The organism is Tahibacter harae, assembly GCF_024437735.1.
Classification (GTDB): domain Bacteria; phylum Pseudomonadota; class Gammaproteobacteria; order Xanthomonadales; family Rhodanobacteraceae; genus Tahibacter; species Tahibacter harae.
In genome coordinates, this window is record NZ_JANFQO010000017.1 from 99292 (window position 1) to 118969 (window position 19678).

Genomic DNA, 19678 nt, shown 5'->3' on the forward strand with positions numbered 1-19678 from the left:
GCGGCGCTGGCTCAGTTGCCGCTACCGCCGCGCAGTTCGGAAGCATTGGGCAGGCCCGAGGGACCGGGCGACTTCATCTGCAGCTTGCGCACTTCGACTTCGGACAGGCGGCGCTGGCGTTCGCGCTCGGCGAAGGTGACGCAGTTGTCCTTGCCCAGGTGCGAGCCGGTAGGACGGCTGCGTTCGCAGACCAGGCGCCGGCCGTCGTTGCGGGTCAGAATGGCGTTGACGTTTTCCTGTGCCTTGAGCAGCGCGGCCTTGTCGCGGTCGGGCAGCGCGCCGGCGTCGGCGTGACGGGCCAGCAGGCCGGACATGGCTTCCAGATTCTGCTCGACTTCGCTGCGTTCGGCGGCGGAGACGAACTCGTAGTGGCCGCCGGGCTCCATCTGCTGGCGTATCGCCGCCGCCTGATCGTCGAACAGGGCCTTGCTCCCGGCCGACAGCGGCCGCTCCACGCGCTCCTTGGCGCCGGCCGCGGCGCCCAGCGCCAGGGTGGCAGCCAGGATCATGGCTGCCGTGATCGGGTGCTTCATCGTATCCTCCGCCGGTGGTTGATTCGGCAAGGCATTTTTGCCAGCAAACCGGCGGCCGCGCGTTGCCGAACCTGCTTGAATACGAACACCGTCGTAATCACGTCCGCCCCGGAAGAACCCGCATGAGCAACAACAAGCCCCGCCTGGACAGCCACCGTCTCGACCGCATCGTCGCCGACGCCCGCGCCGCCGCGGCCGAGCGCGAGAAGGGTTACCGCGAGCGCGCGCTGAAGATGTATCCCTGGGTGTGCGGCCGCTGCGCGCGCGAATTCACCCGCGCCAACCTGCAGGAACTCACCGTCCACCACCGCAACCACAATCACGACGACAACCCGCCCGACGGCAGCAACTGGGAGCTGCTGTGCATCTACTGCCACGACAACGAGCACTCGCGCTATATCGACCACACCGGCGACAGCTCCGAGACCAAGACGGCCGATGCCACCGCCAACCCGTTCGCCGCGCTGCGCGAGCTGATGGCGAAGAAGAACGGCGGCTAGCGCGGCCGGCCAGCCGCCGCCGGCGCAGCCTTACGATTGCACAATGATAAAAGTCACCAGGGCGAGGAACGGCAGCAGGCCGTAGGCGGCCATGCGCAGGGCCGGAAGCTCCCGCGGCGGGCCCGGCGGCTTGAGTCCGAACAGCGGACGCAGCCAGTTGCTGCGGCGGATCAGCCCCTCGTGCAGCAGCCAGCAGCCCAGCACGGTGCCGCCGGTCACCAGCAGGCACTCCCAGAAGCCGCCCAGGCGCAGCGGCACCAGCCAGTAGGCAATCAGCACGATCAGGCTCTGGTGCAGCATGTACCAGGGATAAACCGCCTCGTTGGCGCGCGGCAGCCAGGCGAAGGGGCGGTTGAGGCAGGCATGGGCCCAGCCCAGGATGGCCAGCAGCATGGCCCAGATATAGAAATTGCGCAGGACCATGATCAGCACTTCGTGCCAGTACGGAATCTCCTCCGGCAGGTCGTGGCGGGCGACGGCGTAGACCAGGAACAGCAGCAGCGCCGCGCCGAGGCTGGTCTTGCGCAGGCGCAGCGCCTCGGCCCAGAAGCCGGCATCGCGGGCGATCAGGTAGCCGTACAGGAACACGGTGAAGTACACCGCATTGCGGTACCAGTCATGGATGAAGTCGCCGTTGTCGGGGAAGCGGTGCTGCAGGGTCAGGGTGTAGAAGAGCAGCGGCAGCGCCGGCAGGAACAGCAGCGCCGCCCCGCGCAGGCCGGTGAACGCCGCGGCAAGGCGCCGGCCCGGGCGGCTGCGCAGCAGCGGCAGCAGCGCGGCCAGGCCCAGCGTGTACATCCACAGATAGGCCAGATACCACAGGTGATTCCAGGTATAGCCGTGCTGCCAGCCGTCGAAGGCGTTCTCAGGCCAGCGCCTGGCCGTGTAGTACTCGGCCAGGAAGGACCAGAAACCCGGCGCAACCGCACCGTTCGTCACGCCCTGCACATACGGCTGCACCGGCACAATCACCAGGATGCCGAAGGTCAGCGGCAGCAGCAGGCGCCAGCTGCGCAGGCCGAGGAAGCGGCCGGTCTGGCCGGGCTTGAGCAGGAAGGCCGCGGCCACGCCCGAGATCAGGAAGATCAGGTCCATGCGCCAGCGGTTCATGAACAGCATGGGCAGTTGCAGCGCCTCGGACTGATAGCTGCTTTTGATATGCCAGCCCCAGTCGTGCACGTAGAGCATGCCGACGTGATAGAGGATGAGGAAAGCGAAGGCGATGACGCGCAGGGCGTCGATATCGTGGCGGCGTTGCATGGCGGCTCCGGTGGATCAGGCCCGCAGCTTGCCCTGCGCGAGGCCGCCTTGCCGTCGCCAAGGGCTTGATTGCACAGGACCTGGGATCAGCGGCGGATGGTGGGGACGAAACGCGGCCGGTGCGGCGGCGCAGTCCTTAGAATCCGCGCATGACCGACACCACCTCCTGGCTGGACCGCTACCAGCCCTGGCGCCGCAGCGCCGAGATCGCCTTCTGGATAGGCGCCTTCCTCATCAACGCGCTGTTCAACAGCCTCACCGTAATCATGGATGTGCAGCGCTCGGCCCTGCCTTACGCGCCGTGGAAGCCGGTGGTCTGGGAAACCTCCAGCGGCCTGCTCATGCTGCTGCTGGTGCCGGCCGTAGTCGCCTTCACCCGGCGCTGGCCGCTGCACCGCGACAGCTGGCGCGCCCTGCTGCCGCGCTATGCCGCGGCCAGCGTGGTCTGGTCTGTGGCCCATGTGCTGGGCATGGTCGCGCTGCGCAAGCTGGCCTATGCCAGCCAGGGCGAGCACTACGACTTCGGCAACTGGCCGATGGAATTGCTCTACGAATACCTCAAGGACGTGCGCGAGTTCGTCGCCACGGTCGCGCTGATCCACGCCTACCGCTTCATCCTGCTGCGCCTGCAGGGCGAGGCCAGCCTGCTGGCCGAACCGGACGTGGGTCCGCCGGTGGAAGCCATCGAACGGCCGGAGCGTTTCCTGGTGCGCAAGCTGGGCAAGGAATTCCTGGTCGCCGCCGCCGATATCGAATGGATACAGGCTGCCGGCAACTACGCCAACCTGCATGTGCGCGGCCGCGACTACCCGCTGCGCAGCACCCTCGCCAGCGTGGAGACACGGCTGGATCCGCAGCGCTTCGCCCGGGTACACCGCAGCTACGTCGTCAACCTGGACCACGTCGCCATGATCGAGCCGCTGGAAACCGGCGACGCCCGCCTGCACCTGAAGGACGGCACCACCCTGCCCTGCAGCCGGCGCTACCGCAACGGCCTGCGCGAACGTGCCGGCAGCGCCGCGGCCGCTGGCGTCTGACACGGTTGTGCCGCTACGCTGGGCGCATGGACACCGTGCGCTATCTGCAACTGGATGTTTTCGCCGACAAGGCCGGCGGCGGCAATCCGCTGGGCGTCGTGATCGGCGCGGACGAATGGAGCGACAGCGCCATGCAGCGCTTCGCCACCTGGACCGGCCTGGTCGAGACCACTTTCCTGCTGCCGCCCAGCCAGCCCGGCGCCAGCTATCGCGCGCGCATCTTCACGCCCAGCCGCGAGATCGCCTTCGCCGGCCATCCCACTATCGGCAGCGCCCATGCGGCGCTGGAAACCGGGCTGGTGCCGGCGGGCAGCACCCAGCTGGTGCAGGAATGCGGCGCCGGCCTGCTGCCCATCCGCATCGGCCAGGAAAACGGCGCGCGGGTGCTGTCGGTGGAAGCGCCGCGCGCCCGCGCGCTGGAGCCGGATGTGCTGCACGCCAAGCTGGTACGCGCCATCCTCGACCGCACCCCGTTGGGCGCGCTGCCGCCGGGTTTCGTCGAAGGCGGCCGGCGCTGGTGGATCGCCGAATTCGCCGACGAAGCCACGCTGCGCCAGTGGCAGCCCGACCATGCCGCCATCGCGCGCCTGGCCAAGGCCAGCGACAGCCTGGGCCTGTGCGTGTTCGCGCGCAGCGACAGCCAGGAATATGAAGTCGCCGTGCGCGCCTTCCCGGCCGGCGTGGGCATTGTCGAGGATCCCGCCTCGGGCGCGGCCAACGGCCTGATCGGCGCCTGGATCGCCGCCGGCGAACCGCAGGGCAAACTGGCCCGAGGCTACCGCGTCAGCCAGGGCCGCGAGATCGGCCGCGATGCACGCATCGGCATCCGCATCGAGGCAGACGGCGGCGTCTGGGTCGGCGGTGTCACGCATACCGTGATCGACGGGCAGGCGCGCTGGCGCTGAGCGGCGCCGGCACCCGCGAGCGCACGAACCGGGCCCCGTTACCGTCGCCTGTCCGGGCACCGGGTCATCAGCCGCCCCCAGTCGTCCTCGGCGCGGCAAAGCGCGGGCCCACTTGGCGAACGCCTACAGCGTGCGCGTCTGGCCGCCGTCCACATCGAGGATCGTGCCCTGGCAATACGCCGCCCGCGGCGATGCCAGAAATACCACCGCCGCCGCAATCTCCTCCGGCGTGCCGAAGCGCGCCACGCGCAGTTCCGCGGCGATGCGGCGCGCCGCCTCGGCCTCGTCCACGCCCTGGGCGGCGGCCTGCGTACGCACGCGGGCCTGCAGGCGGTCGGTCGCGATGGAACTGGGATTGACCGCGTTCACGCGCACGCCGTCGGCGACGCCGCGGTCGGCCAGGGCCTTGGTCAGGTTAAGCAGCGCCGCGTTGACCGCACCGCCTATGCTGAATTCCGCACTGCCGCTGCGGCCGCCGATGCCGACCACGTTGACGATGGCACCTGCGCGGGCGCGCAGCGACGGCCAGGCGGCGCGGCACAGGCGCATGGCACCGAAGAACTTGAGGGCGAAACCGTCCTGCCAGGCGCCGTCGTCCAGGGCGAGGAAATCGCCGCGCACGGTGGCGCCGGCATTGTTGACCAGGATGTCGAGGCGGCCGCTCAGGCCCAGCGCCTGGGCGACGACGTGTTCGGCGGCGGCGTCCTCGCGCAGATCGGCGGCCACGGCCAGCCCGGGCACAGGCAGCGCGCCAACCAATTGCCGCAGCGCATCGCCGGAACGCGCGACGGCGACCACACTGGCCCCCTCGGCCGCCAGCGCGACGGCGATGGCGCGGCCTATGCCGCGGCTGGCGCCGGTAACGATGGCGGTCTTGCCCGCGAGCTGCAGATCCATGCAGGCGCGGCGCTCAGCCGCGGATCTCGAAACGGGTGCGGAAAATGGTGTCGTCGCCTTCCTGCGGCGCACCGGCGAGGATCCAGTCGTGGATCAGCGCCTGTTCCTCCAGCGGCAGCGGCGGCCGCGCCCGCGGCATGCGCAGGCCCTGATCCTGCACTTCGCAATTCACCTTGTTGAACAGCAGGCTGGCCAGCGGCTTGTCGGGCACTACGCGGATCAGGTTGCTGCCGGCCATGCTGCTGCCCTGGTTGACCAGGAAATACCAGGATTTTTCCGGGTTGAGGCTGAGATCGGCCTCGGGCTGGTCGTCGCCGAAATCCACGTGGCAGTTGGCGCAGCGCTGGCTCCAGATCGGCTGGATGTCGGCGTTGTAGTTCATGTGCTGGCGCAGCGGCACGCTGTCTAGGCTGTCGCAGTCGGCCACGAAGGGTTCCACGGGCTGCGCCGGCCAGGCCTGCAGGCTGCCGGAGAGCGCGGCCAGCAGCGCCGCCGGCAATAGGCTCCGCGTCCTCATCGCGCCACCGTCCCGTGCGACTTCAGCGAGCGCGCGATCAGGCCTATCCCGCCGAACAGCAGCACCAGGATGGCCAGGGTGTTGAACAGGCTGGTGGAAAGGAAATACACGCGCAGGTTGACGATGACGCCGGCGAAAATGATCGCCAGCCCCGCCAGCAGCAGCAGCCAGCCCAGCACCGACCTGCCGTTGAAGAAGATCATCCCGGTGCCCAGGATGAAAGGCAGCAGGGACAGGCCGAAACTGTTGTAGCCCCACAGGCCCCAACTGCCGCCGCTGACCACCACCTGATTCATCAGCAGCCAGCCGCCGGCCACCGCCAGCGCGAAACCGAGCAGGAACTGACCTATGCCGCCCGGCGTGCCGCCGGCTCCGCTCATCGTCACGTCGCATTCCCCTTGAAATAGCGTGCGTCTTTTTACGGTCTGTAACCCGGACCGGTCAAACCGGCCCTGGCGCGCGCCCCGGACTGCCCGGAATTTGCCATTGTTTTTGCCGCAATTCGCCCCGAATTTCCGGCGCGCGGAAAGAATATGAGGGGATATTCGCCTCTGCTGCGTCATCACAAGCAATCCACACGACTGCCTCGATACTCGTCACCATTATGAGCGCCTCCAAGGCTCTATCCGCGGGAATTCCCACCGGCAACCTGCCCAGGGCTTTCTCGCCGCGCCGCCGCCGGCTGCGGAACCGGCCCCAGCGCAGTTCCATTCCCGCTTCGCCGCAGGCACCGGTCTCCGCCTTCTCGCTCGGACTGGTCGCCGCCGTCTCCCTGCTGTTATCCCTGCTTGCCTGCAGCTTTATCGTGACCGGCCTCGCGGTCTGGGTCGCCAACGGCGCCGCCGAATGGCTGGCCGCCGCCGTGCCGGCGCTGCTGGCCGCACTGCTGTTCGCCTTCGCCTACCGCATGGCGCGCCTGCTGCATTGGCGCGACCGCTGAATAGCGGCGCCGAGCCGGCCACACCACCCGACAACGCCGTTACCCGCTGGTTCGGCGACGCATTTTCCCAATTGCATCCAATGCTGCAATCCGTGCATTGCGGCGGCGCGCTGCTGCGCGGCGAAGTCGTGGTCGAGACCGGCCGCGGCCCGGCGCGGCGGCTGGGACGGCGCCTGGCGCACCGGCTGGGCCTGCCGATCGCGAACGGGCGCTGCGCGTTCGAAGTCCGCATCGCCCACGAGGACGGAGCCCTGCTCTGGCAGCGCCGTTTCGGCGAAGGCGGCGAGCTGGTTTCCCGCTTCCGGCCCGCCGGCCGTTTTCCGCACGGCAGTTGGTTCGAGCAGACCGGCGCGCTGGAACTGGAACTGGGTGTGGATATCGCCGGCGGCGGCTGGTACTGGATCCTGCGCCGCCTGCGCTGGCGCGGCCACGTCCTGCCGCGCTGGCTGGCGCCGCGCCTGCGCGCCGGCAAGCGCATACGCGAGGGCGGCTATGAATTCGAGGTCGCTTTCAGCCTGCCGCTGCTGGGGCCGCTGCTGAGCTACCGCGGCCTGCTGACACCGCAGGCCGCCCCGGATTGAGAGACGGTACGGGCCTGTAGAACCGCGCCCGGCCGATCACTTCGTCTTCCGGCCGGCAGCCGCCAGCTGGGGTACCGGGCGCGCACAGCTGACGCTCAGACGAAATCCGACTGCTGCCCGGCCTCACCGGCGCAATACCAAACCGCAGCCCCGGAAAACAAAGAACCCCGCCGGAGCGGGGTTCTTTGCTTGCTGCCGGCAGAGGTGCCGTCAATCCAGCTTGAGCGACTTCTTGGTGCGTTCGCGGCGGCCGGATTCCTTGGCCTGGTATTCGCTTTCGCAGCCGTTGCGCTCGACCATCACGCAATCCAGGTATTCGCTGATCTCCACCAGGGCGGCGCGGATCGCCTTGCCGGCCGGGGTATTCTTCTCCGAAGCCAGGTTGCCGCCGAAGCCGCCGCGGTAGACGCCGACCGCGACGCCGCCGCCGGAGGCACGGCCTTCGATGGTGCGGGAGAATTCGATATCGCCGGTGCTGGTGTTGACCACGCGCACATCGACGGCGAGGTAGGCGTCGCTCTTCTTGCCGCCCAGCGAGATGCCCTTGAAGCTGATGCCGCCGCCGGTGGAGGCGGTGTTTTCCTCATACGCGGTCACAGTGCCCATGACCAGGTAGTCGGCGCCGGTGACCTTGCCCATCTTGGCGCCGGTGCCGGAACGCACGCGGCCGGAAGCGGCCAGGTTCTGTTCCTCCAGCACCTTGTCGAGCTTGGCACGCTCAACGATGGTGAAGTTGCCGCTGGAGCCCAGTTCGTTGGAGAGCATGCCGGAGAGTTCCCAGCCCACCCCGCCGCGCCACCAGCCGGCGCCGGACTCGTTCTTGAACTCGGCCACGCCGATGGCGATCTTGCCGCCGGCGGCCAGTACCGGGCCCGCCCCCAGGGCGCCGGTCAGCGCCAGTGCCACACCAAGGACCCACTGCTTCATTACCCTGCTCCTCGAAATACTGCGGATAAAGTTCGGCTGCCCCCTGCCGCCTCACGGTTCCCGGTCTGGGCATCCGCGCAAGCAGGTGATTCTTCAGAACGGCGTTCGCACCGCGAACGGGCCTATTCTAGCGACCCCTCCGTGGCCATCGCCACCGAGCCGCCCGTCTGCTGCATGCCTGAACGCGGCGCCGCGGCGAATCCGAACATGTCCGCCGCGGCACCTCCTGTATACGCAAATCCGCGCCGGGCAGCGTCATGCGGCAACGCCGGCGGCTGCAGCTGCCGTTCAGCCAGCCCGGCGGGCTGTCCCCGCCGGCGGCGGCAGCCGGCGGCGATGCCGGGACCGGAACGACGGCACGCTCGCACGGCGGCATGAGCCGGCGCTGCCGACCGCGGCGCGCGCCTGCCGCACCGCAATGTCCACATATTTTAAATTTATATACAAAGTTCAAGACCGGCGTGATACACAGCGATTGAACTTCGTATCCGCCTGGCTGTCGTCATCCGCGTTAACCGCACTGCAACCCGCTGTTAACACCCTCTCCACATGCGGTGCGTATGCTCTGCGCTCCGCTTCAGACCCCAAGGAGATCTACTATGCGCACATTGCGCACTTTGGAAACCCGCGTGCTCGGCTACCTCATCGAGCGCGTGGACGAACGCGATCACCTCGGCACCGTGCGCGCCAGCTGGTATGAGGTGATCTGCCCGCAACAGGGCAATGTGCTGGGCAGCTGCGCCCAGCGCGCCGATGCCGAACGCATCGTGATCCGGCGCGAACTGGAACAGGCGCGCCGCGCGCTGCGCCTGAACCCCGGCGCCGCCGCCGCGGGCATCGCCGCCTGAACCTTGCAGCGGCGCCCGCCGGCGCCGCGCCTGCGCTTGCCGCGGACGCCCGGGAACGGCACAGTGTCGGCTGTTTTCCCGCCGCCGCCCCGCATGAGCGCCTGCACCGTCTATTACAACCCGCGCTGTTCCAAATGCAGCGCAACCCTGGCCCTGCTCGCCGGGCGCGGTATCACGCCGCGCCTGGTCGACTACCAGCAGGCCCCGCCCGACATCGCTGAACTCACCCGCCTGGCCGAACTCCTCGGCGACCAGGCCCAGGACCTGCTGCGCCGCGACGAGGCCGCAGCCGCCGGCCTGCAGCTGGCGCCCGTGCTGCCCATCGCCGAACTGGCCGCCCTGCTGCATGCGCAACCGCAGTGGATGCAGCGGCCAGCGGTAGTGCTGGGCGACCGCGCGCTGATCGCACGGCCGCCCGAGCGCGTGCTGGAACTGCTCTGAGGCCCGGCATGGACAAGCTCCAGGCCATGCAGCTGTTCGTGCGCGTCGTCGATTCGGGCAGCTACACCGCCGCCGCCGACCAGATGGAGATTTCCCGCGCCCTCGCCAGCAAGCTGGTGCAGTCGCTGGAGGAGCAGCTCGGGGTACGCCTTCTGCACCGCACCACGCGCAAGCTCAGCCTGACCGAGGCCGGCGAACGCTATTACCAGCGCGTGGCCGAGATCCTCAGCAATCTGAGCGAAGCCGAGGCCGTGGCCTCGGAGCTGCAGGCCGATCCGCGCGGGCGCCTGCGCGTGTCGGCGCCGATGTCCTTCGCCATCCATCACCTGGGCAGCGCCATCGCCGAGTTCCAGCAGCGCCATCCGCGCATCGAGCTGGAACTCAATCTCAACGACCGCCAGGTCGACCTGGTCGAGGAAGGCTTCGACATGGCGGTGCGCATCGCCAAGCTGGCCGATTCCAGCCTGGTCGCCCGGCGCATCGCGCCCTGCCGCATGCTGCTGGTGGCCAGCCCGGCCTACCTCGCCCGCGCCGGCGCGCCGGAGCAGCCGCAGGACCTGGCCGCGCACAATTACCTCAGCTACACCCTGGCCGCGCGGCGCGACGAGATCGTGCTGGTGCGCGGCAACGAACGGCATACGGTGAACCTCAGCGGCACGCTGCGGGTGAACAACGGCGATGTGATCGCCTCGGCCGCGGTGGCCGGGCTGGGCATCTGCATCTCGCCCAGCTTCCTGGTCTGGCAGCGCATGCGCCGCGGTGAGCTGGTGCCGGTGCTGCCGCAGTGGCAGATACCGGAGATCGCCGTGCACGCGGTCTACCCGGCCGGACGCACCGTACCGGCAAAGACCCGCAGCCTGATCGACTTCCTGGTCGAACGCTTCGGGCCGGAACCTTACTGGGATCTGCCCTAGAACGCGGGACCGACGCCCCCGCGGCGCGCTGTCGCCCACGGCGGCGCTTGGCCTATAGTCCCGCTGTCCACGGGTTCCGCGCCGTAGGCGCTGCCGCATGCGACCAGCGCCGCAGGCCAGGCCCGCCGCCGCTGGTTCTGGGGAGTCCCGATGCGTACACCGTTGTATCTCGCCCTGGCCGCGCTGCTGTGCGGCGGCGGCACCGCCCTGGCCGCCGACAGCGTCCATCTGCGCCTGGATCACAGCGCCCGCGCCGCGCTGGGGCGCAGCGGCGTACGGCCGCTGTCCGCGGTCAATTACGGCAGCTTCCAGATTGTCGAAGTGCAGCCGGCCGAAGCCGGCCGGCTGCTCGCCATCGGCGCAACGCCGCTGCCGGAGCTGGGCCGCATCCGCTTCAACCAGGTCGACTTCGATCCCCTGCGCGATCCGCCGCGCAGCGGCGCGGACGCGCTGCCGCTCAGCGCCGCCGGCGCCGGCCTGCATCTGCTGCAATTCGATCTGCCCGTGCGCCCGGCCTGGCGCGAGGCCGTCGAAGCCCATGGCCTGCGCCTGCTGCAGCCCTACCCCGGCCAGGCTTTCCTGGTCTGGGGCACGCCCGAGGCCGCCGCGGCCGCGGCGCGCGCGCCGCACGTGCGCTGGCAGGGCGGCTTCCTGCCGCAGTACAAGGTCAATCCCGATCTGCACGCGCGCCAGGGCCGCATCGGCAATGTCGACGTGCATTTCTACAATGATGGCGATGTGGAATCCGTGCTGCGCCAGCTGCGCAAGCTCGGCGCCGAAGTGCTGCAGCATGCGCCGGCGCAGCCGGACCAGGCCTTCTTCGATGCCTGGATCACGGTGGACGCCGGCCAGCTCGCGGCCATCGCCGCCCTGCCCCAGGTCGTCGCGCTGGCCTATGCCAGCCCGCAGCCGCAGTACGAGGATGAAATGGCGGCGCAGATCGTCGCCGGCAACTACAACCTGGCCGGCCAGCCGCAGACCGGCTACCTGCCCTGGCTGACCGGCTTCGGCTACGACGGCAGCGGCGTGACCTGGGCGGTGGTCGACACCGGCGTGGACCTGGGCCACCCCGACCTCGCCCCGCGCCTGCAGGGCGGCCTCAGTCTGTCCGGCTGCGCCGCACCTAACGGCGACGACGAAGCCAGCGGCGGCCACGGCACCCATGTCGCCGGGATCGTCGCCGGCCTGGGTCTGGGCGACGGTGCGGGCAGCGCCATCGACGAGGACGATCCGGCCGGCTTCCGCTACGGCCAGGGACTGGCGCCCGGCACCGGACTGTTTCCGCTCTGCACCGGCGCGGCCTGGCCGCCGGCCGGCGGCTGGCAGACCCTGTCCCGCCTCAGCCTGGAAGGCAACGCCGTCGGCATGAATGCCAGCTGGGCCACCGGCGAAGGCACCGCCCACGGCTACCAGGCCAGCGAGCGCACCTTCGACCTGATGGTGCGCGACGGCGATTTCCTCGCCCCCGGCAACCAGCCCTTCATGATCGCCTTCTCCGCCGGCAATTCCGGCCCCGGCGCCGCGACGCTGACCGCGCCCAAGGAAGCCAAGAACGCGATCAGCACCGCCGCCTCGCTGAATTTCCGCATCGGCGCGATCGACGCCATCGCCAACTTCTCCAGCCGCGGCCCGGCCGTGGACGGCCGCGTGCTGCCCACCGTGAGCGCGCCCGGCGACCAGATCGCCTCGACCATGCGCCGCGCCGGTGCCGCCCAGTGCGGCCAGTCCATTCCCGGCACCAGCTCCCACTACGCCCTGTGCAGCGGCACCAGCATGGCCGCGCCGCAGGTCTCCGGCGCACTGGCGGTGCTGACGCAATGGTGGCGCATCAACCACGGCGGCACGCCCAGCCCGGCCCTGGCCAAGGCCCTGCTGGTCAACGGCGCGCTGGACATGGGCGCTGCCGATGTACCCAACAACAGCGAGGGCTGGGGCCGCATCAACCTGCGCCGCAGCGCGGCCAGCCTGGCCCAGCGCCATGTGATCGACCAGAGCGTGGTGCTCGACGGCCCCGGCGCCGTGCACACGGTCAACCTCCAGGTAGTGGAAAGCTCCCGGCCGGTGCGCATCACCCTGGCCTGGACCGACGCCGCCGGTGCGGTCGGCGCGAATCCGGCCCTGGTCAACGATCTGGATCTGGAAGTGACGCACGGCGCCGACAGTTACCGCGGCAACGTGCTCAGCGCCGGCGCATCGGTACCGGGCGGCAGCCCGGATACAAAAAACAATGTGGAAAATATATTCCTGCCCGCCGGCACCGCCGGGACGCTGAACCTGAGCGTGCGCGCCAGCGCCCTGCCCGGCGACGGCATTCCCGGCAACGCCGACGCCAGCGACCAGGATTTCGCCCTGGTCTGCGACAACTGCGCCGCCGCACCGGGCTACGTGCTGTCGGCCCGGCCCACCGCACAGGCGATCTGCGCCACCTCCAGCGCCAGCTTCAGCCTGGGCACTGCCGGCGTGCTTGGCTTCAACGGCCCTGTCGCATTTTCCGCCAGCAACGTGCCGGCCGGCGCCAGCGTCAGCGCAATGCCGGCCAGCGTGAATGCGGGCGATGCCAGCACCATCACCTTCATGCCGGGTTCCGTCGCCGCCGGCGACTACAGCTTCAATATCGACGCCACGGCCAGCACCGGCAACCAGACCCGCCTGTTCGACGTGCGCGTGACCACGGCCGCACCCGACGCGCCGCAACTGAATCTGCCAAGCGACGGCGCCGGCGATGTCGTGCTGAAACCGACCCTGAGCTGGCAGGCGGTGGACCAGGCCGGCGACTACGTGGTCGAAGTCGCCACCGATCCCGGTTTCAGTACGCTGGTATTCGCGCACACGGTCAGCGCCGCCAGCACCAGCCTCGCGCTGCCGCAGGAACTGGCCAGCAATACGCTGTATTACTGGCGCGTGCGCAGCAGCAATATCTGCGGCGGCGGCGCGAATTCGCCGGTGTTCACCTTCCGCACCGCGCCGGGGCCGGGCGACTGCAACGCGCTGCAGAAGCCCAGCGTGATCTACGCCAGCGATGTCGAGGGCGACATGAGCGGCTGGAGCACCAGCGGCAGCAGCGGCGCCGCGACCTGGGCCGTCAGCACGGCACGGCCCCAGTCGCCGACCCGCTCCTGGCTGGCCGCCGATCTCACCACGCTCTCGGACCAGCGCCTGATCTCGCCGCCGATCACCCTGCCCGCAGGCGAGCTGCCGCTGACGCTGAGCTTCGCCAGCGACCTGAACCTGGAAGCGCGCTCGGCCTCGTCCTGCTGGGACGGCGGCCTGCTGGAAATCTCCGCCAACGACGGCGTCAGCTGGACCCAGATCATGAACGCACAACTGCTGACCGATCCCTATACCGGCGCCGCCAACGCCGGCCCCGCCATCGGCCTGCCGGTCTGGTGCGGCACGCGGCCGTACCGCAAATCGGTGGTCGATCTGCAACAGTACGCCGGCCAGACCGTGCGCCTGCGCTTCCGCGTCTCCACCGACAGCGCCGAGGGCCTGGAGCCGCATGGCTGGTACGTGGACGACATCCGCGTGAAGAGCTGCCAGTCCAATGCGCCGGACGGGATTTTCGCGAACGGCTTTGAGCAGGACGGGAAGCGGCGCTAGGTTGGGATTCGGGACTCGCAAGATCGTGCTGCGGGGCGGTGCCGGTCGATCGAGCGCCGCGATCCGACAGCCGACAGCAAAAAGGAGCGCGAATTGCGCTCCTTTTTGGCTACCACCAACAGCAGCTGCCGCGCCTGGACTCGACTGGCCGGCCTGGGCGCCGCGGGCTATTGCGCACGCCGTGCGCCAGTGATCGGGACTGCGGCAGAAAAAGCGGGTCAGCCCGCGCCCAGTTCAAAGGCGTCCGCGTCCATCCAGGCCGGGAAGCGTTCGCGATGCGCGGCCAGCGCATCCGCATCCAGCGTCGCCGTCGCAACCAGTTCCGCCGCCCCCAGTTCGACCAGGGGCTGGCCGAGGAAATCCAGCACCGCGCTGTCGCCGGAATAGCTCAGCCCGTTGCCGTCGCTGCCGACCCGGTTGACGCCTATGCAGTAGGCAAGATTCTCGATCGCTCGCGCGCGCAGCAAGGTCTGCCAGGCATAGCGTCGCGGGCTGGGCCAGTTCGCCACGAAGATCACCAGATCGTAGTCGAAACGGCCGGCGGCGCTGCGGTCGTAGCGGTTGCGTATCCACACCGGGAAGCGCAGGTCGTAGCAGATCAGCGGGCAGATGCGCCAACCCTTGAGTTCCACGATCAGGCGCGATTCGCCGCTGGCGTAGCGCTCGTGCTCGCGCGCCATGCGGAACAGGTGGCGCTTGTCGTAGATCTCGTAGCTGCCGTCGGGCCGCATCCACACCAGGCGGTTGACGCATTTGTCGCCCAGCCGCGTGACCAGGCTGCCGGTGATCACGGCGCCGACCTCGCCCGCCAGGGCCTGCAGCCAGCGCAGGCTTTCGCCGTCCATGCTCTCGGCATTGCCCAGGCTTTCGTTGGTGAAGCCGCTGGTGAAGGTTTCCGGCAGCACGATCAGGTCGCTCTGCCCACGCAGCGCGCGCACCTTGGCGCCGTAGTAGTCGCGGTTGGCCGCGGCGTCATGCCAGCGCGTGTCGCCCTGGACCAGGGATACGCGCAGGGATTCTCTTGCTTGGCTCATGGTTGTGCGGGTTTCCATTGCGGGCCTGAGGGTGCAGGCGTGAAATCACAGGCGCGCCAGGCGCTCGGCCGCCGCGCTCAGCGTGGCATCGCTCTTGGCGAAGCAGAAGCGGATGATGCGCGCATCCGGCGCGGTCTCGTAGAAGGCCGATACCGGGATCGCCGCGACGCCGGCCTCGCGCACCAGCCATTCGCAGAAATTCAGATCGTCCTTGTCGCTGATCGCGGAATAGTCGACCAGCTGGAAATACGCGCCGCCCACCGGCAGCAGCTGGAAGCGCGACGGCGCCAGCAGCGCGCGGAAACGGTCGCGCTTCTCCTGGTAGAAGGCCGGCAGGTCCAGGTAATGCTGCGGATCGTTCGCCAGCACCTCGGCAAAGGCCCACTGCGCCGGGCCGAAGGTGCAGAAGGTGAGGTACTGGTGCACCTTGCGGAACTCGGCGCTGAGCGCGCGCGGCGCGACGCAGTAGCCCACCTTCCAGCCGGTGCAGTGATAGGTCTTGCCGAAGGAGCTGACCACGAAGCTGCGCTCGGCCAGTTCCGCATGGCGCAGCACGCTCTGGTGCGCGGCGCCGTCGAACACGATGTGCTCGTAGACCTCGTCGGAGAGGACGAGGATCTCGCTGTCGCAGGTGATTTCGGCCAGAGTGTCCAGATCGGCGGCGGAGAACACCGCACCGGAAGGGTTGTGCGGACTATTGACCATGAGCAGGCGCGTGCGCGGCGTAATCGCATCCTTGACCCGCTGCCAGTCGACGCTGAAATCCGGCAGGTTCAGCGGCACGTGCACGGCGCGGCCGCCGACCAGGTCTATCGCCGGCTCGTAGCAGTCGTAGCAGGGGTCCAGCACGATCACCTCGTCGCCCGGTCGCACCACCGCAGCAATCGCGGCGAAGATGGCCTCGGTCGCGCCGGAGGTGACGGTGATGTCCGAATCCGCGTTCACCTTGCGGCCGTACAGGCGCTCGGTCTTCAGCGCGATCTGCTCGCGCAGCGGCGCGATGCCGGTCATGGGCGCGTACTGGTTCTTGCCCGAATTCATCGCCGCGGCCAGCGCGTCGCGCAGGGCCTGGGGGCCGTCGAAATCCGGAAAGCCCTGGCCCAGGTTCACCGCATTGTGCTGCTGGGCGAGCTGGCTCATCACCGTGAAGATGGTGGTGCCGACTTTCGGCAGCTTGGTCTGAATCTGCATCGTCTATCCGTTTGGACGGCCAAATGGACGCCGATGGTAGCACGCCGGCTCAGCCCACCAGACGGGCGAACCAGTCCCAGCCCTCCACGCGCTGGCAGATGATCTTCAGCGCAACCAGCAGCGGCACCGCCACCACGATGCCGATGGCGCCCCACAACCAGCCCAGCAGCATCAGCCAGAGCAGGATCATCAGCGGGTTGATCTTCATGCGCCGCCCCAGCACCAGCGGGGTGAGGAACTGCCCTTCGATGATGACCAGGGTGGCGAACAGCACCGCCGGCGTCAGCGCCGTACCCAGGCGGGAGTAAGTCAGCAGGCCGAGCAGGGCGAACAGCAGCGTCATGCACAGCGGGCCGAAATACGGAATGAAATTCAGCAATAAGGCCATGACGCCCCAGAGCAGCGGGTCGGGTATGCCGGTGGCGAAAGCAATCAGGCCGGCGCCCAGGCCGACCAGGGTGTTGATGGCCGTGGTGGTGAACAGATAGCGCGACATCTCGTGCTGCATCACGCGCACGATGTCCAGCGCGTTGCGGCGCGACTGCGCCGTCGCCGCCAGCCCGGCGGCGCGGCGCAGCAGCGTCTCGCCGTAAACCAGAAAGAAGTACACCAGCAGGAATATGCTGAACAGTGTCACCGCCAGCCGCGGCGCCACTTCCACCGCCGCCCACACGTCGAACAACACCGGCGTGGGCGGTCCCTCCGCGCGCGTACCCAGGGCCGAACGGGTGAGGCGCCCGGCCGCCTCGATCTGCTGGGTCAGCGCCCGCATGCGCGGCGTGACCAGGCGCGCCGCCTCGGGCGCACGTTCCACCCAGTGGTGCGCCGGTTCGGCCACGGCAATCACCAGCAAGGTCGCCGCACCGGTGCCGGCAATCATCACCAGCAGGGCGACCAGGGCGCGCGGCAGCCAGCGCCGCGACAGGCTGGCCACCAGCGGATTCAGCGACAAGGCGAGGAACAGCGCCAGCAACACCGGCACCAGCAGCGACTTGGCTAGGTACATCGTGGCCAGCGTCGCCAGCAGTGACAGCCAGACCAGGGTCTGGCGCAGCGAGGCGATCTGGCGCTGCTGGCGCCGCACCAGCCGCGCATCCTCGTCGACCGCGCCATTGGCCTCGTCGCCAGCGGGTTCCACCCAGTGCCATTGCATTCGCCACCAGCGCGGCGGACCAGGCGGATTCATTCGCGCCCGCCCCCGGCCAGCAGCGGCAGCAGGCGCTCCAGCGCGAAGCGGCCCAGCCCGATCAGGGTACGCCCGCGCAGATGCCGCGGCAGCAGCATCAGCAGGAAGCCGCCGGCCAGCCCGACGCCGAGCAGCAACTTCGGCGGGACCGCGCGCGTCAGGCGGCGCACGTCGTTCTGTTCGGCATCGACCTCCTGCAGCGCCGCATCCAGCCGGCGCGCCGAAGCCTGCACCTCAGTCTGCAGTTTCCCGGCCCGCCCTATCATGCGACTCGCTCCTTTCCAGCCAATGCCCTATGCGCCGGCGCGACTCGGCGAAACTGGCCGCACGCACGGCCTCGCGCAGGAAAAACGCGGCGCCTGCGGTCACCACCGTGCTGGCCGCCGCCAGCCACAGCAGGGATTCGCCCAGCGACCCGGTCCAGTGATATAGCAGGTACAGCAGCCCGCCCCAGAGCGTGGCCAGCAACAGCACGCCGCCCAGACTCAGCACCGCCAGCCAGACCAGCAACTGCGGCAGCGCGGCACGCGCCAGGCGCGCCTCGGCGCGCAATAGCGCGATAGCCGCGTCGCGCACCTCCGCGCCGAGTTCCAGCCAGAAGCCCAGCCGGGCAAACAGGCCACGATGGGAACGCCGGCGGCGGCGCCGGCGCGGCTCGGCCCGGGGCCGTTCGGCGGCGCCGTCGTCGCCCGATTCGCTCACGCCTCAGCGCCCGCGCCGGCGCAGCAGATGCGCTGCCAGCATGCCGGCCGCCGCCGCGATAGCGACGGAACGCATGGGATGCCGCCGCACGAAGGCAGAAACACTGACGCCGACCGCACGCCCCAGTTCGATCGCATCATCGGCAATCTCCTCGCCCAGCTCGCCCATGCCGCCGATGGCGTCCTGCAGCCCGTCGCGCGTCTCGCTGGCCGCCGCCCGCGTCTCCTGACGCACATTGCGCGCGCGCTGGCCCAACTGGGCGCCAATGCCGCTGACGCTGGCGCGCGCCTCGGACCAGGCCCGGCCGAGGGTATCGCCGAGTTCGTGTATGGCCTCGGCCGGCGAGACCGTGCCGGCTTCATTGGCCTCGGCCGCAGCTTCGGCCTGAGCATCGATGGCAGATTCGTCAGCAGGCGCGGCTTTGCGCGCCTTGCCATTGCGTGCGGCAGTATTCTCGTTAGGGGCCATGTCGTACATCCCGTTTCGCAGGAAGAACGGATCCTCGCGGATCCGGCGGACAGCCTGGCCGACCCACCTGTCGGCAGCCTGGTCAGAGTATCAGGCGGCGGTGGTCGCGGTCGTGTCAAAGGCCGATAGGCCGTCGGAATTCGTAACGGGCCATGTCCCCCGCCAGCATACGGGCCGTATGGCGGTTGCCGCGACCTCGATCACCGCAGCCTTGCTTGCGCTGCCTGGCTATTCCAGCAAGCCCGCACCGCCATCCTGCTTCGGCCCAGTCAGCGGCAAACTGAAATATGGACATTAACCCCGGACCCAAGCACCACAGCAATACCTACGTCACCAATCAGGGTAAGCAGACACTTGATCCTGCCCCTGCTCATCTGTCTCACTCCGGGTGTCCGAGAAGCAGGGGCAGGATCAAACGGCTCGATCAGGTTCAGCAGGATCGTCCACGGAATTACCTGCCCCATCTCTGCAAGGAACGTTTCCCGGGTACGCTTGCGCTTGCTCTCATATTCGCCGTCGCCGAAGCTCATCTGGTCCATCGCCTGCGTTCCTGCCTGGGGTTGGGCTATCCCAACACATTTGGGGAGGCTTGTTCAGGCCTTCCCTAACGCATCTTTGATCGCAGCCCCCAGTTGTAATCCGCGACACTTGCAACGCTTTCGACAGGATCACTGGTCAGGAAAAAGAGCACTTCATCAGGAACCTTCCTATTTGACGCAATCTTTCTTCGAACAATTTCGTCATCGTCCCTTGAAAGCACAAAGAAGAGATCCAATGGAATATTTCTTTTTTCTGCAATTACTGCGCGCACAAAACTGTCGTCACAGCTCGCCAAAAATCTCACTATATCTTCCGGGATGGTTCGATTCTGTGCAATGTCGATCCATCGACTTCGGTGACTTTTGATCAACTCATTCCAGATATCCTGCGACGCAGATTCCGAAATACTACGCAGCATATCTTGCGGATCAGCACTAGCGCACAGCTTCAAAAACTCTGCGGCAGAAAAAATCATGAGTTCACGTCCTTGCATTTGAGTGATCGAAGGTCGATGTTCTTTCCGGCCACTCCCTTATGATCTTGCCCCTGGATTTCGGACGCCCGTTTAAGCGGCGTGTGCTCGCTCGAACTGCTCTGGGCTGAGGTAGCCGAGCGTCGAGTGAAGGCGGTTTCGATTGTAGTCAACCTCAATGTACT

23 protein-coding genes and 1 pseudogene are annotated in these 19678 nt (G+C 68.4%); 9 read left to right on the plus strand and 15 right to left on the minus strand.

The window, feature by feature from the left end; genetic code table 11:
• Positions 1 to 11: 11 nt before the first annotated feature.
• A complete protein-coding gene (locus tag NM961_RS17350; protein WP_255915671.1) occupies positions 12 to 533 on the minus strand; it encodes a hypothetical protein in 522 nt (173 codons plus the stop codon).
• Between the two features lie 122 nt (positions 534 to 655).
• On the opposite strand from NM961_RS17350, the gene NM961_RS17355 reads away from it, so the two are divergent.
• Complete coding sequence (locus NM961_RS17355; RefSeq protein ID WP_255915672.1) at positions 656 to 1033, plus strand: YajD family HNH nuclease; 378 nt, start codon at positions 656 to 658, stop codon at positions 1031 to 1033.
• Between the two features lie 30 nt (positions 1034 to 1063).
• On the opposite strand, the gene NM961_RS17360 is transcribed toward NM961_RS17355, so the two are convergent.
• On the minus strand, positions 1064 to 2293 hold the full coding sequence (locus NM961_RS17360; protein ID WP_255915673.1) for an acyltransferase family protein: 1230 nt from the start codon (positions 2291 to 2293) through the stop codon (positions 1064 to 1066).
• A gap of 149 nt (positions 2294 to 2442) precedes the next feature.
• Between NM961_RS17360 and NM961_RS17365 the strand changes: the two genes are divergently transcribed.
• Both NM961_RS17365 and NM961_RS17370 read left to right on the plus strand, forming a co-directional pair.
• Positions 2443 to 3330 carry a LytTR family DNA-binding domain-containing protein gene (locus NM961_RS17365; protein WP_255915674.1) on the plus strand — a complete coding sequence of 296 codons (888 nt, stop codon included), beginning with the start codon at positions 2443 to 2445 and terminating at the stop codon, positions 3328 to 3330.
• Positions 3331 to 3356: 26 nt separating this feature from the next.
• Complete coding sequence (locus NM961_RS17370) at positions 3357 to 4235, plus strand: PhzF family phenazine biosynthesis protein (RefSeq protein ID WP_255915675.1); 879 nt, start codon at positions 3357 to 3359, stop codon at positions 4233 to 4235.
• A 123-nt stretch (positions 4236 to 4358) separates the two neighbouring features.
• Here the strand turns inward: NM961_RS17370 and NM961_RS17375 are convergent, their stop codons facing one another.
• The 3 genes from NM961_RS17375 to NM961_RS17385 are packed head-to-tail and all read right to left on the minus strand — an operon-like array spanning position 4359 to position 6035.
• Positions 4359 to 5132, minus strand: coding sequence for an SDR family oxidoreductase (locus NM961_RS17375; RefSeq protein WP_255915676.1), 774 nt, complete (start codon positions 5130 to 5132; stop codon positions 4359 to 4361).
• A 13-nt stretch (positions 5133 to 5145) separates the two neighbouring features.
• Positions 5146 to 5649: a hypothetical protein gene (locus NM961_RS17380; protein WP_255915677.1), complete on the minus strand. Its 504-nt coding sequence runs from the start codon at positions 5647 to 5649 to the stop codon at positions 5146 to 5148.
• Positions 5646 to 6035 carry a hypothetical protein gene (locus tag NM961_RS17385; protein WP_255915678.1) on the minus strand — a complete coding sequence of 130 codons (390 nt, stop codon included), beginning with the start codon at positions 6033 to 6035 and terminating at the stop codon, positions 5646 to 5648. The genes NM961_RS17380 and NM961_RS17385 overlap by 4 nt, the downstream gene beginning before the upstream one ends.
• 218 nt (positions 6036 to 6253) lie before the next feature.
• Between NM961_RS17385 and NM961_RS17390 the strand changes: the two genes are divergently transcribed.
• Complete coding sequence (locus NM961_RS17390) at positions 6254 to 6589, plus strand: hypothetical protein (protein ID WP_255915679.1); 336 nt, start codon at positions 6254 to 6256, stop codon at positions 6587 to 6589.
• Between the two features lie 80 nt (positions 6590 to 6669).
• Positions 6670 to 7170, plus strand: coding sequence for a DUF4166 domain-containing protein (locus tag NM961_RS17395; RefSeq protein WP_255915680.1), 501 nt, complete (start codon positions 6670 to 6672; stop codon positions 7168 to 7170).
• A gap of 210 nt (positions 7171 to 7380) precedes the next feature.
• Here NM961_RS17395 and NM961_RS17400 read toward each other — a convergent pair whose 3' ends face one another.
• A complete protein-coding gene (locus NM961_RS17400; protein WP_255915681.1) occupies positions 7381 to 8097 on the minus strand; it encodes a CsgG/HfaB family protein in 717 nt (238 codons plus the stop codon).
• 599 nt (positions 8098 to 8696) lie between these two features.
• Between NM961_RS17400 and NM961_RS17405 the strand changes: the two genes are divergently transcribed.
• From NM961_RS17405 to NM961_RS17420, 4 genes are all read left to right on the plus strand, one after another.
• On the plus strand, positions 8697 to 8945 hold the full coding sequence (locus NM961_RS17405) for a hypothetical protein (RefSeq protein WP_255915682.1): 249 nt from the start codon (positions 8697 to 8699) through the stop codon (positions 8943 to 8945).
• Positions 8946 to 9038: 93 nt separating this feature from the next.
• Positions 9039 to 9386: an arsenate reductase family protein gene (locus NM961_RS17410; protein ID WP_255915683.1), complete on the plus strand. Its 348-nt coding sequence runs from the start codon at positions 9039 to 9041 to the stop codon at positions 9384 to 9386.
• Between the two features lie 8 nt (positions 9387 to 9394).
• The gene (locus NM961_RS17415) at positions 9395 to 10300 is read left to right on the plus strand and encodes a LysR family transcriptional regulator (protein WP_255915684.1); all 906 of its coding nucleotides are present in this window, start codon (positions 9395 to 9397) and stop codon (positions 10298 to 10300) included.
• 150 nt (positions 10301 to 10450) lie between these two features.
• Positions 10451 to 13900: a S8 family serine peptidase gene (locus NM961_RS17420; protein WP_255915685.1), complete on the plus strand. Its 3450-nt coding sequence runs from the start codon at positions 10451 to 10453 to the stop codon at positions 13898 to 13900.
• A 218-nt stretch (positions 13901 to 14118) separates the two neighbouring features.
• On the opposite strand, the gene NM961_RS17425 is transcribed toward NM961_RS17420, so the two are convergent.
• The 9 genes and pseudogenes from NM961_RS17425 to NM961_RS17465 all read right to left on the minus strand — a co-directional run.
• A complete protein-coding gene (locus NM961_RS17425; RefSeq protein WP_255915686.1) occupies positions 14119 to 14934 on the minus strand; it encodes an amidohydrolase in 816 nt (271 codons plus the stop codon).
• Between the two features lie 45 nt (positions 14935 to 14979).
• Positions 14980 to 16125, minus strand: coding sequence for a pyridoxal phosphate-dependent aminotransferase (locus tag NM961_RS17430; RefSeq protein WP_255915687.1), 1146 nt, complete (start codon positions 16123 to 16125; stop codon positions 14980 to 14982).
• Positions 16126 to 16174: 49 nt separating this feature from the next.
• Positions 16175 to 17278, minus strand: a complete 1104-nt coding sequence (locus tag NM961_RS17435; protein ID WP_255915688.1) for an AI-2E family transporter — start codon at positions 17276 to 17278, stop codon at positions 16175 to 16177.
• 29 nt (positions 17279 to 17307) lie between these two features.
• Positions 17308 to 17577, minus strand: coding sequence for a hypothetical protein (locus NM961_RS17440; RefSeq protein ID WP_255915689.1), 270 nt, complete (start codon positions 17575 to 17577; stop codon positions 17308 to 17310).
• On the minus strand, positions 17546 to 18013 hold the full coding sequence (locus NM961_RS17445; protein WP_255915690.1) for a hypothetical protein: 468 nt from the start codon (positions 18011 to 18013) through the stop codon (positions 17546 to 17548). Before NM961_RS17445 ends, NM961_RS17440 begins: the two co-directional genes overlap by 32 nt.
• Before the next feature lie 3 nt (positions 18014 to 18016).
• Positions 18017 to 18481, minus strand: a complete 465-nt coding sequence (locus NM961_RS17450) for a hypothetical protein (RefSeq protein ID WP_255915691.1) — start codon at positions 18479 to 18481, stop codon at positions 18017 to 18019.
• A gap of 383 nt (positions 18482 to 18864) precedes the next feature.
• Positions 18865 to 19020 (minus strand): annotated as a pseudogene (locus NM961_RS17455) (IS5/IS1182 family transposase); the annotation flags it as partial.
• 65 nt (positions 19021 to 19085) lie between these two features.
• A complete protein-coding gene (locus tag NM961_RS17460; protein ID WP_255915692.1) occupies positions 19086 to 19514 on the minus strand; it encodes a hypothetical protein in 429 nt (142 codons plus the stop codon).
• Positions 19515 to 19586: 72 nt separating this feature from the next.
• Positions 19587 to 19678, minus strand: a 92-nt coding sequence (locus NM961_RS17465) for an IS3 family transposase (protein WP_255915698.1), incomplete at its 5' end; no start/stop codon positions are given.

Excerpts from the sequence above, each read along its gene's own strand:
- NM961_RS17350 (WP_255915671.1), bottom strand. The coding sequence starts at position 533 with ATGAAGCACCCGATCACGGCAGCCATGATCCTGGCTGCCACCCTGGCG.
- NM961_RS17355 (WP_255915672.1), top strand. The coding sequence starts at position 656 with ATGAGCAACAACAAGCCCCGCCTGGACAGCCACCGTCTCGACCGCATC.
- NM961_RS17360 (WP_255915673.1), bottom strand. The coding sequence starts at position 2,293 with ATGCAACGCCGCCACGATATCGACGCCCTGCGCGTCATCGCCTTCGCT.
- NM961_RS17365 (WP_255915674.1), top strand. The coding sequence starts at position 2,443 with ATGACCGACACCACCTCCTGGCTGGACCGCTACCAGCCCTGGCGCCGC.
- NM961_RS17370 (WP_255915675.1), top strand. The coding sequence starts at position 3,357 with ATGGACACCGTGCGCTATCTGCAACTGGATGTTTTCGCCGACAAGGCC.
- NM961_RS17375 (WP_255915676.1), bottom strand. The coding sequence starts at position 5,132 with ATGGATCTGCAGCTCGCGGGCAAGACCGCCATCGTTACCGGCGCCAGC.
- NM961_RS17380 (WP_255915677.1), bottom strand. The coding sequence starts at position 5,649 with ATGAGGACGCGGAGCCTATTGCCGGCGGCGCTGCTGGCCGCGCTCTCC.
- NM961_RS17390 (WP_255915679.1), top strand. The coding sequence starts at position 6,254 with ATGAGCGCCTCCAAGGCTCTATCCGCGGGAATTCCCACCGGCAACCTG.
- NM961_RS17395 (WP_255915680.1), top strand. The coding sequence starts at position 6,670 with ATGCTGCAATCCGTGCATTGCGGCGGCGCGCTGCTGCGCGGCGAAGTC.
- NM961_RS17400 (WP_255915681.1), bottom strand. The coding sequence starts at position 8,097 with ATGAAGCAGTGGGTCCTTGGTGTGGCACTGGCGCTGACCGGCGCCCTG.
- NM961_RS17405 (WP_255915682.1), top strand. The coding sequence starts at position 8,697 with ATGCGCACATTGCGCACTTTGGAAACCCGCGTGCTCGGCTACCTCATC.
- NM961_RS17410 (WP_255915683.1), top strand. The coding sequence starts at position 9,039 with ATGAGCGCCTGCACCGTCTATTACAACCCGCGCTGTTCCAAATGCAGC.
- NM961_RS17415 (WP_255915684.1), top strand. The coding sequence starts at position 9,395 with ATGGACAAGCTCCAGGCCATGCAGCTGTTCGTGCGCGTCGTCGATTCG.
- NM961_RS17420 (WP_255915685.1), top strand. The coding sequence starts at position 10,451 with ATGCGTACACCGTTGTATCTCGCCCTGGCCGCGCTGCTGTGCGGCGGC.
- NM961_RS17425 (WP_255915686.1), bottom strand. The coding sequence starts at position 14,934 with ATGAGCCAAGCAAGAGAATCCCTGCGCGTATCCCTGGTCCAGGGCGAC.
- NM961_RS17430 (WP_255915687.1), bottom strand. The coding sequence starts at position 16,125 with ATGCAGATTCAGACCAAGCTGCCGAAAGTCGGCACCACCATCTTCACG.
- NM961_RS17435 (WP_255915688.1), bottom strand. The coding sequence starts at position 17,278 with ATGCAATGGCACTGGGTGGAACCCGCTGGCGACGAGGCCAATGGCGCG.
- NM961_RS17440 (WP_255915689.1), bottom strand. The coding sequence starts at position 17,577 with ATGATAGGGCGGGCCGGGAAACTGCAGACTGAGGTGCAGGCTTCGGCG.
- NM961_RS17450 (WP_255915691.1), bottom strand. The coding sequence starts at position 18,481 with ATGGCCCCTAACGAGAATACTGCCGCACGCAATGGCAAGGCGCGCAAA.
- NM961_RS17460 (WP_255915692.1), bottom strand. The coding sequence starts at position 19,514 with ATGCAAGGACGTGAACTCATGATTTTTTCTGCCGCAGAGTTTTTGAAG.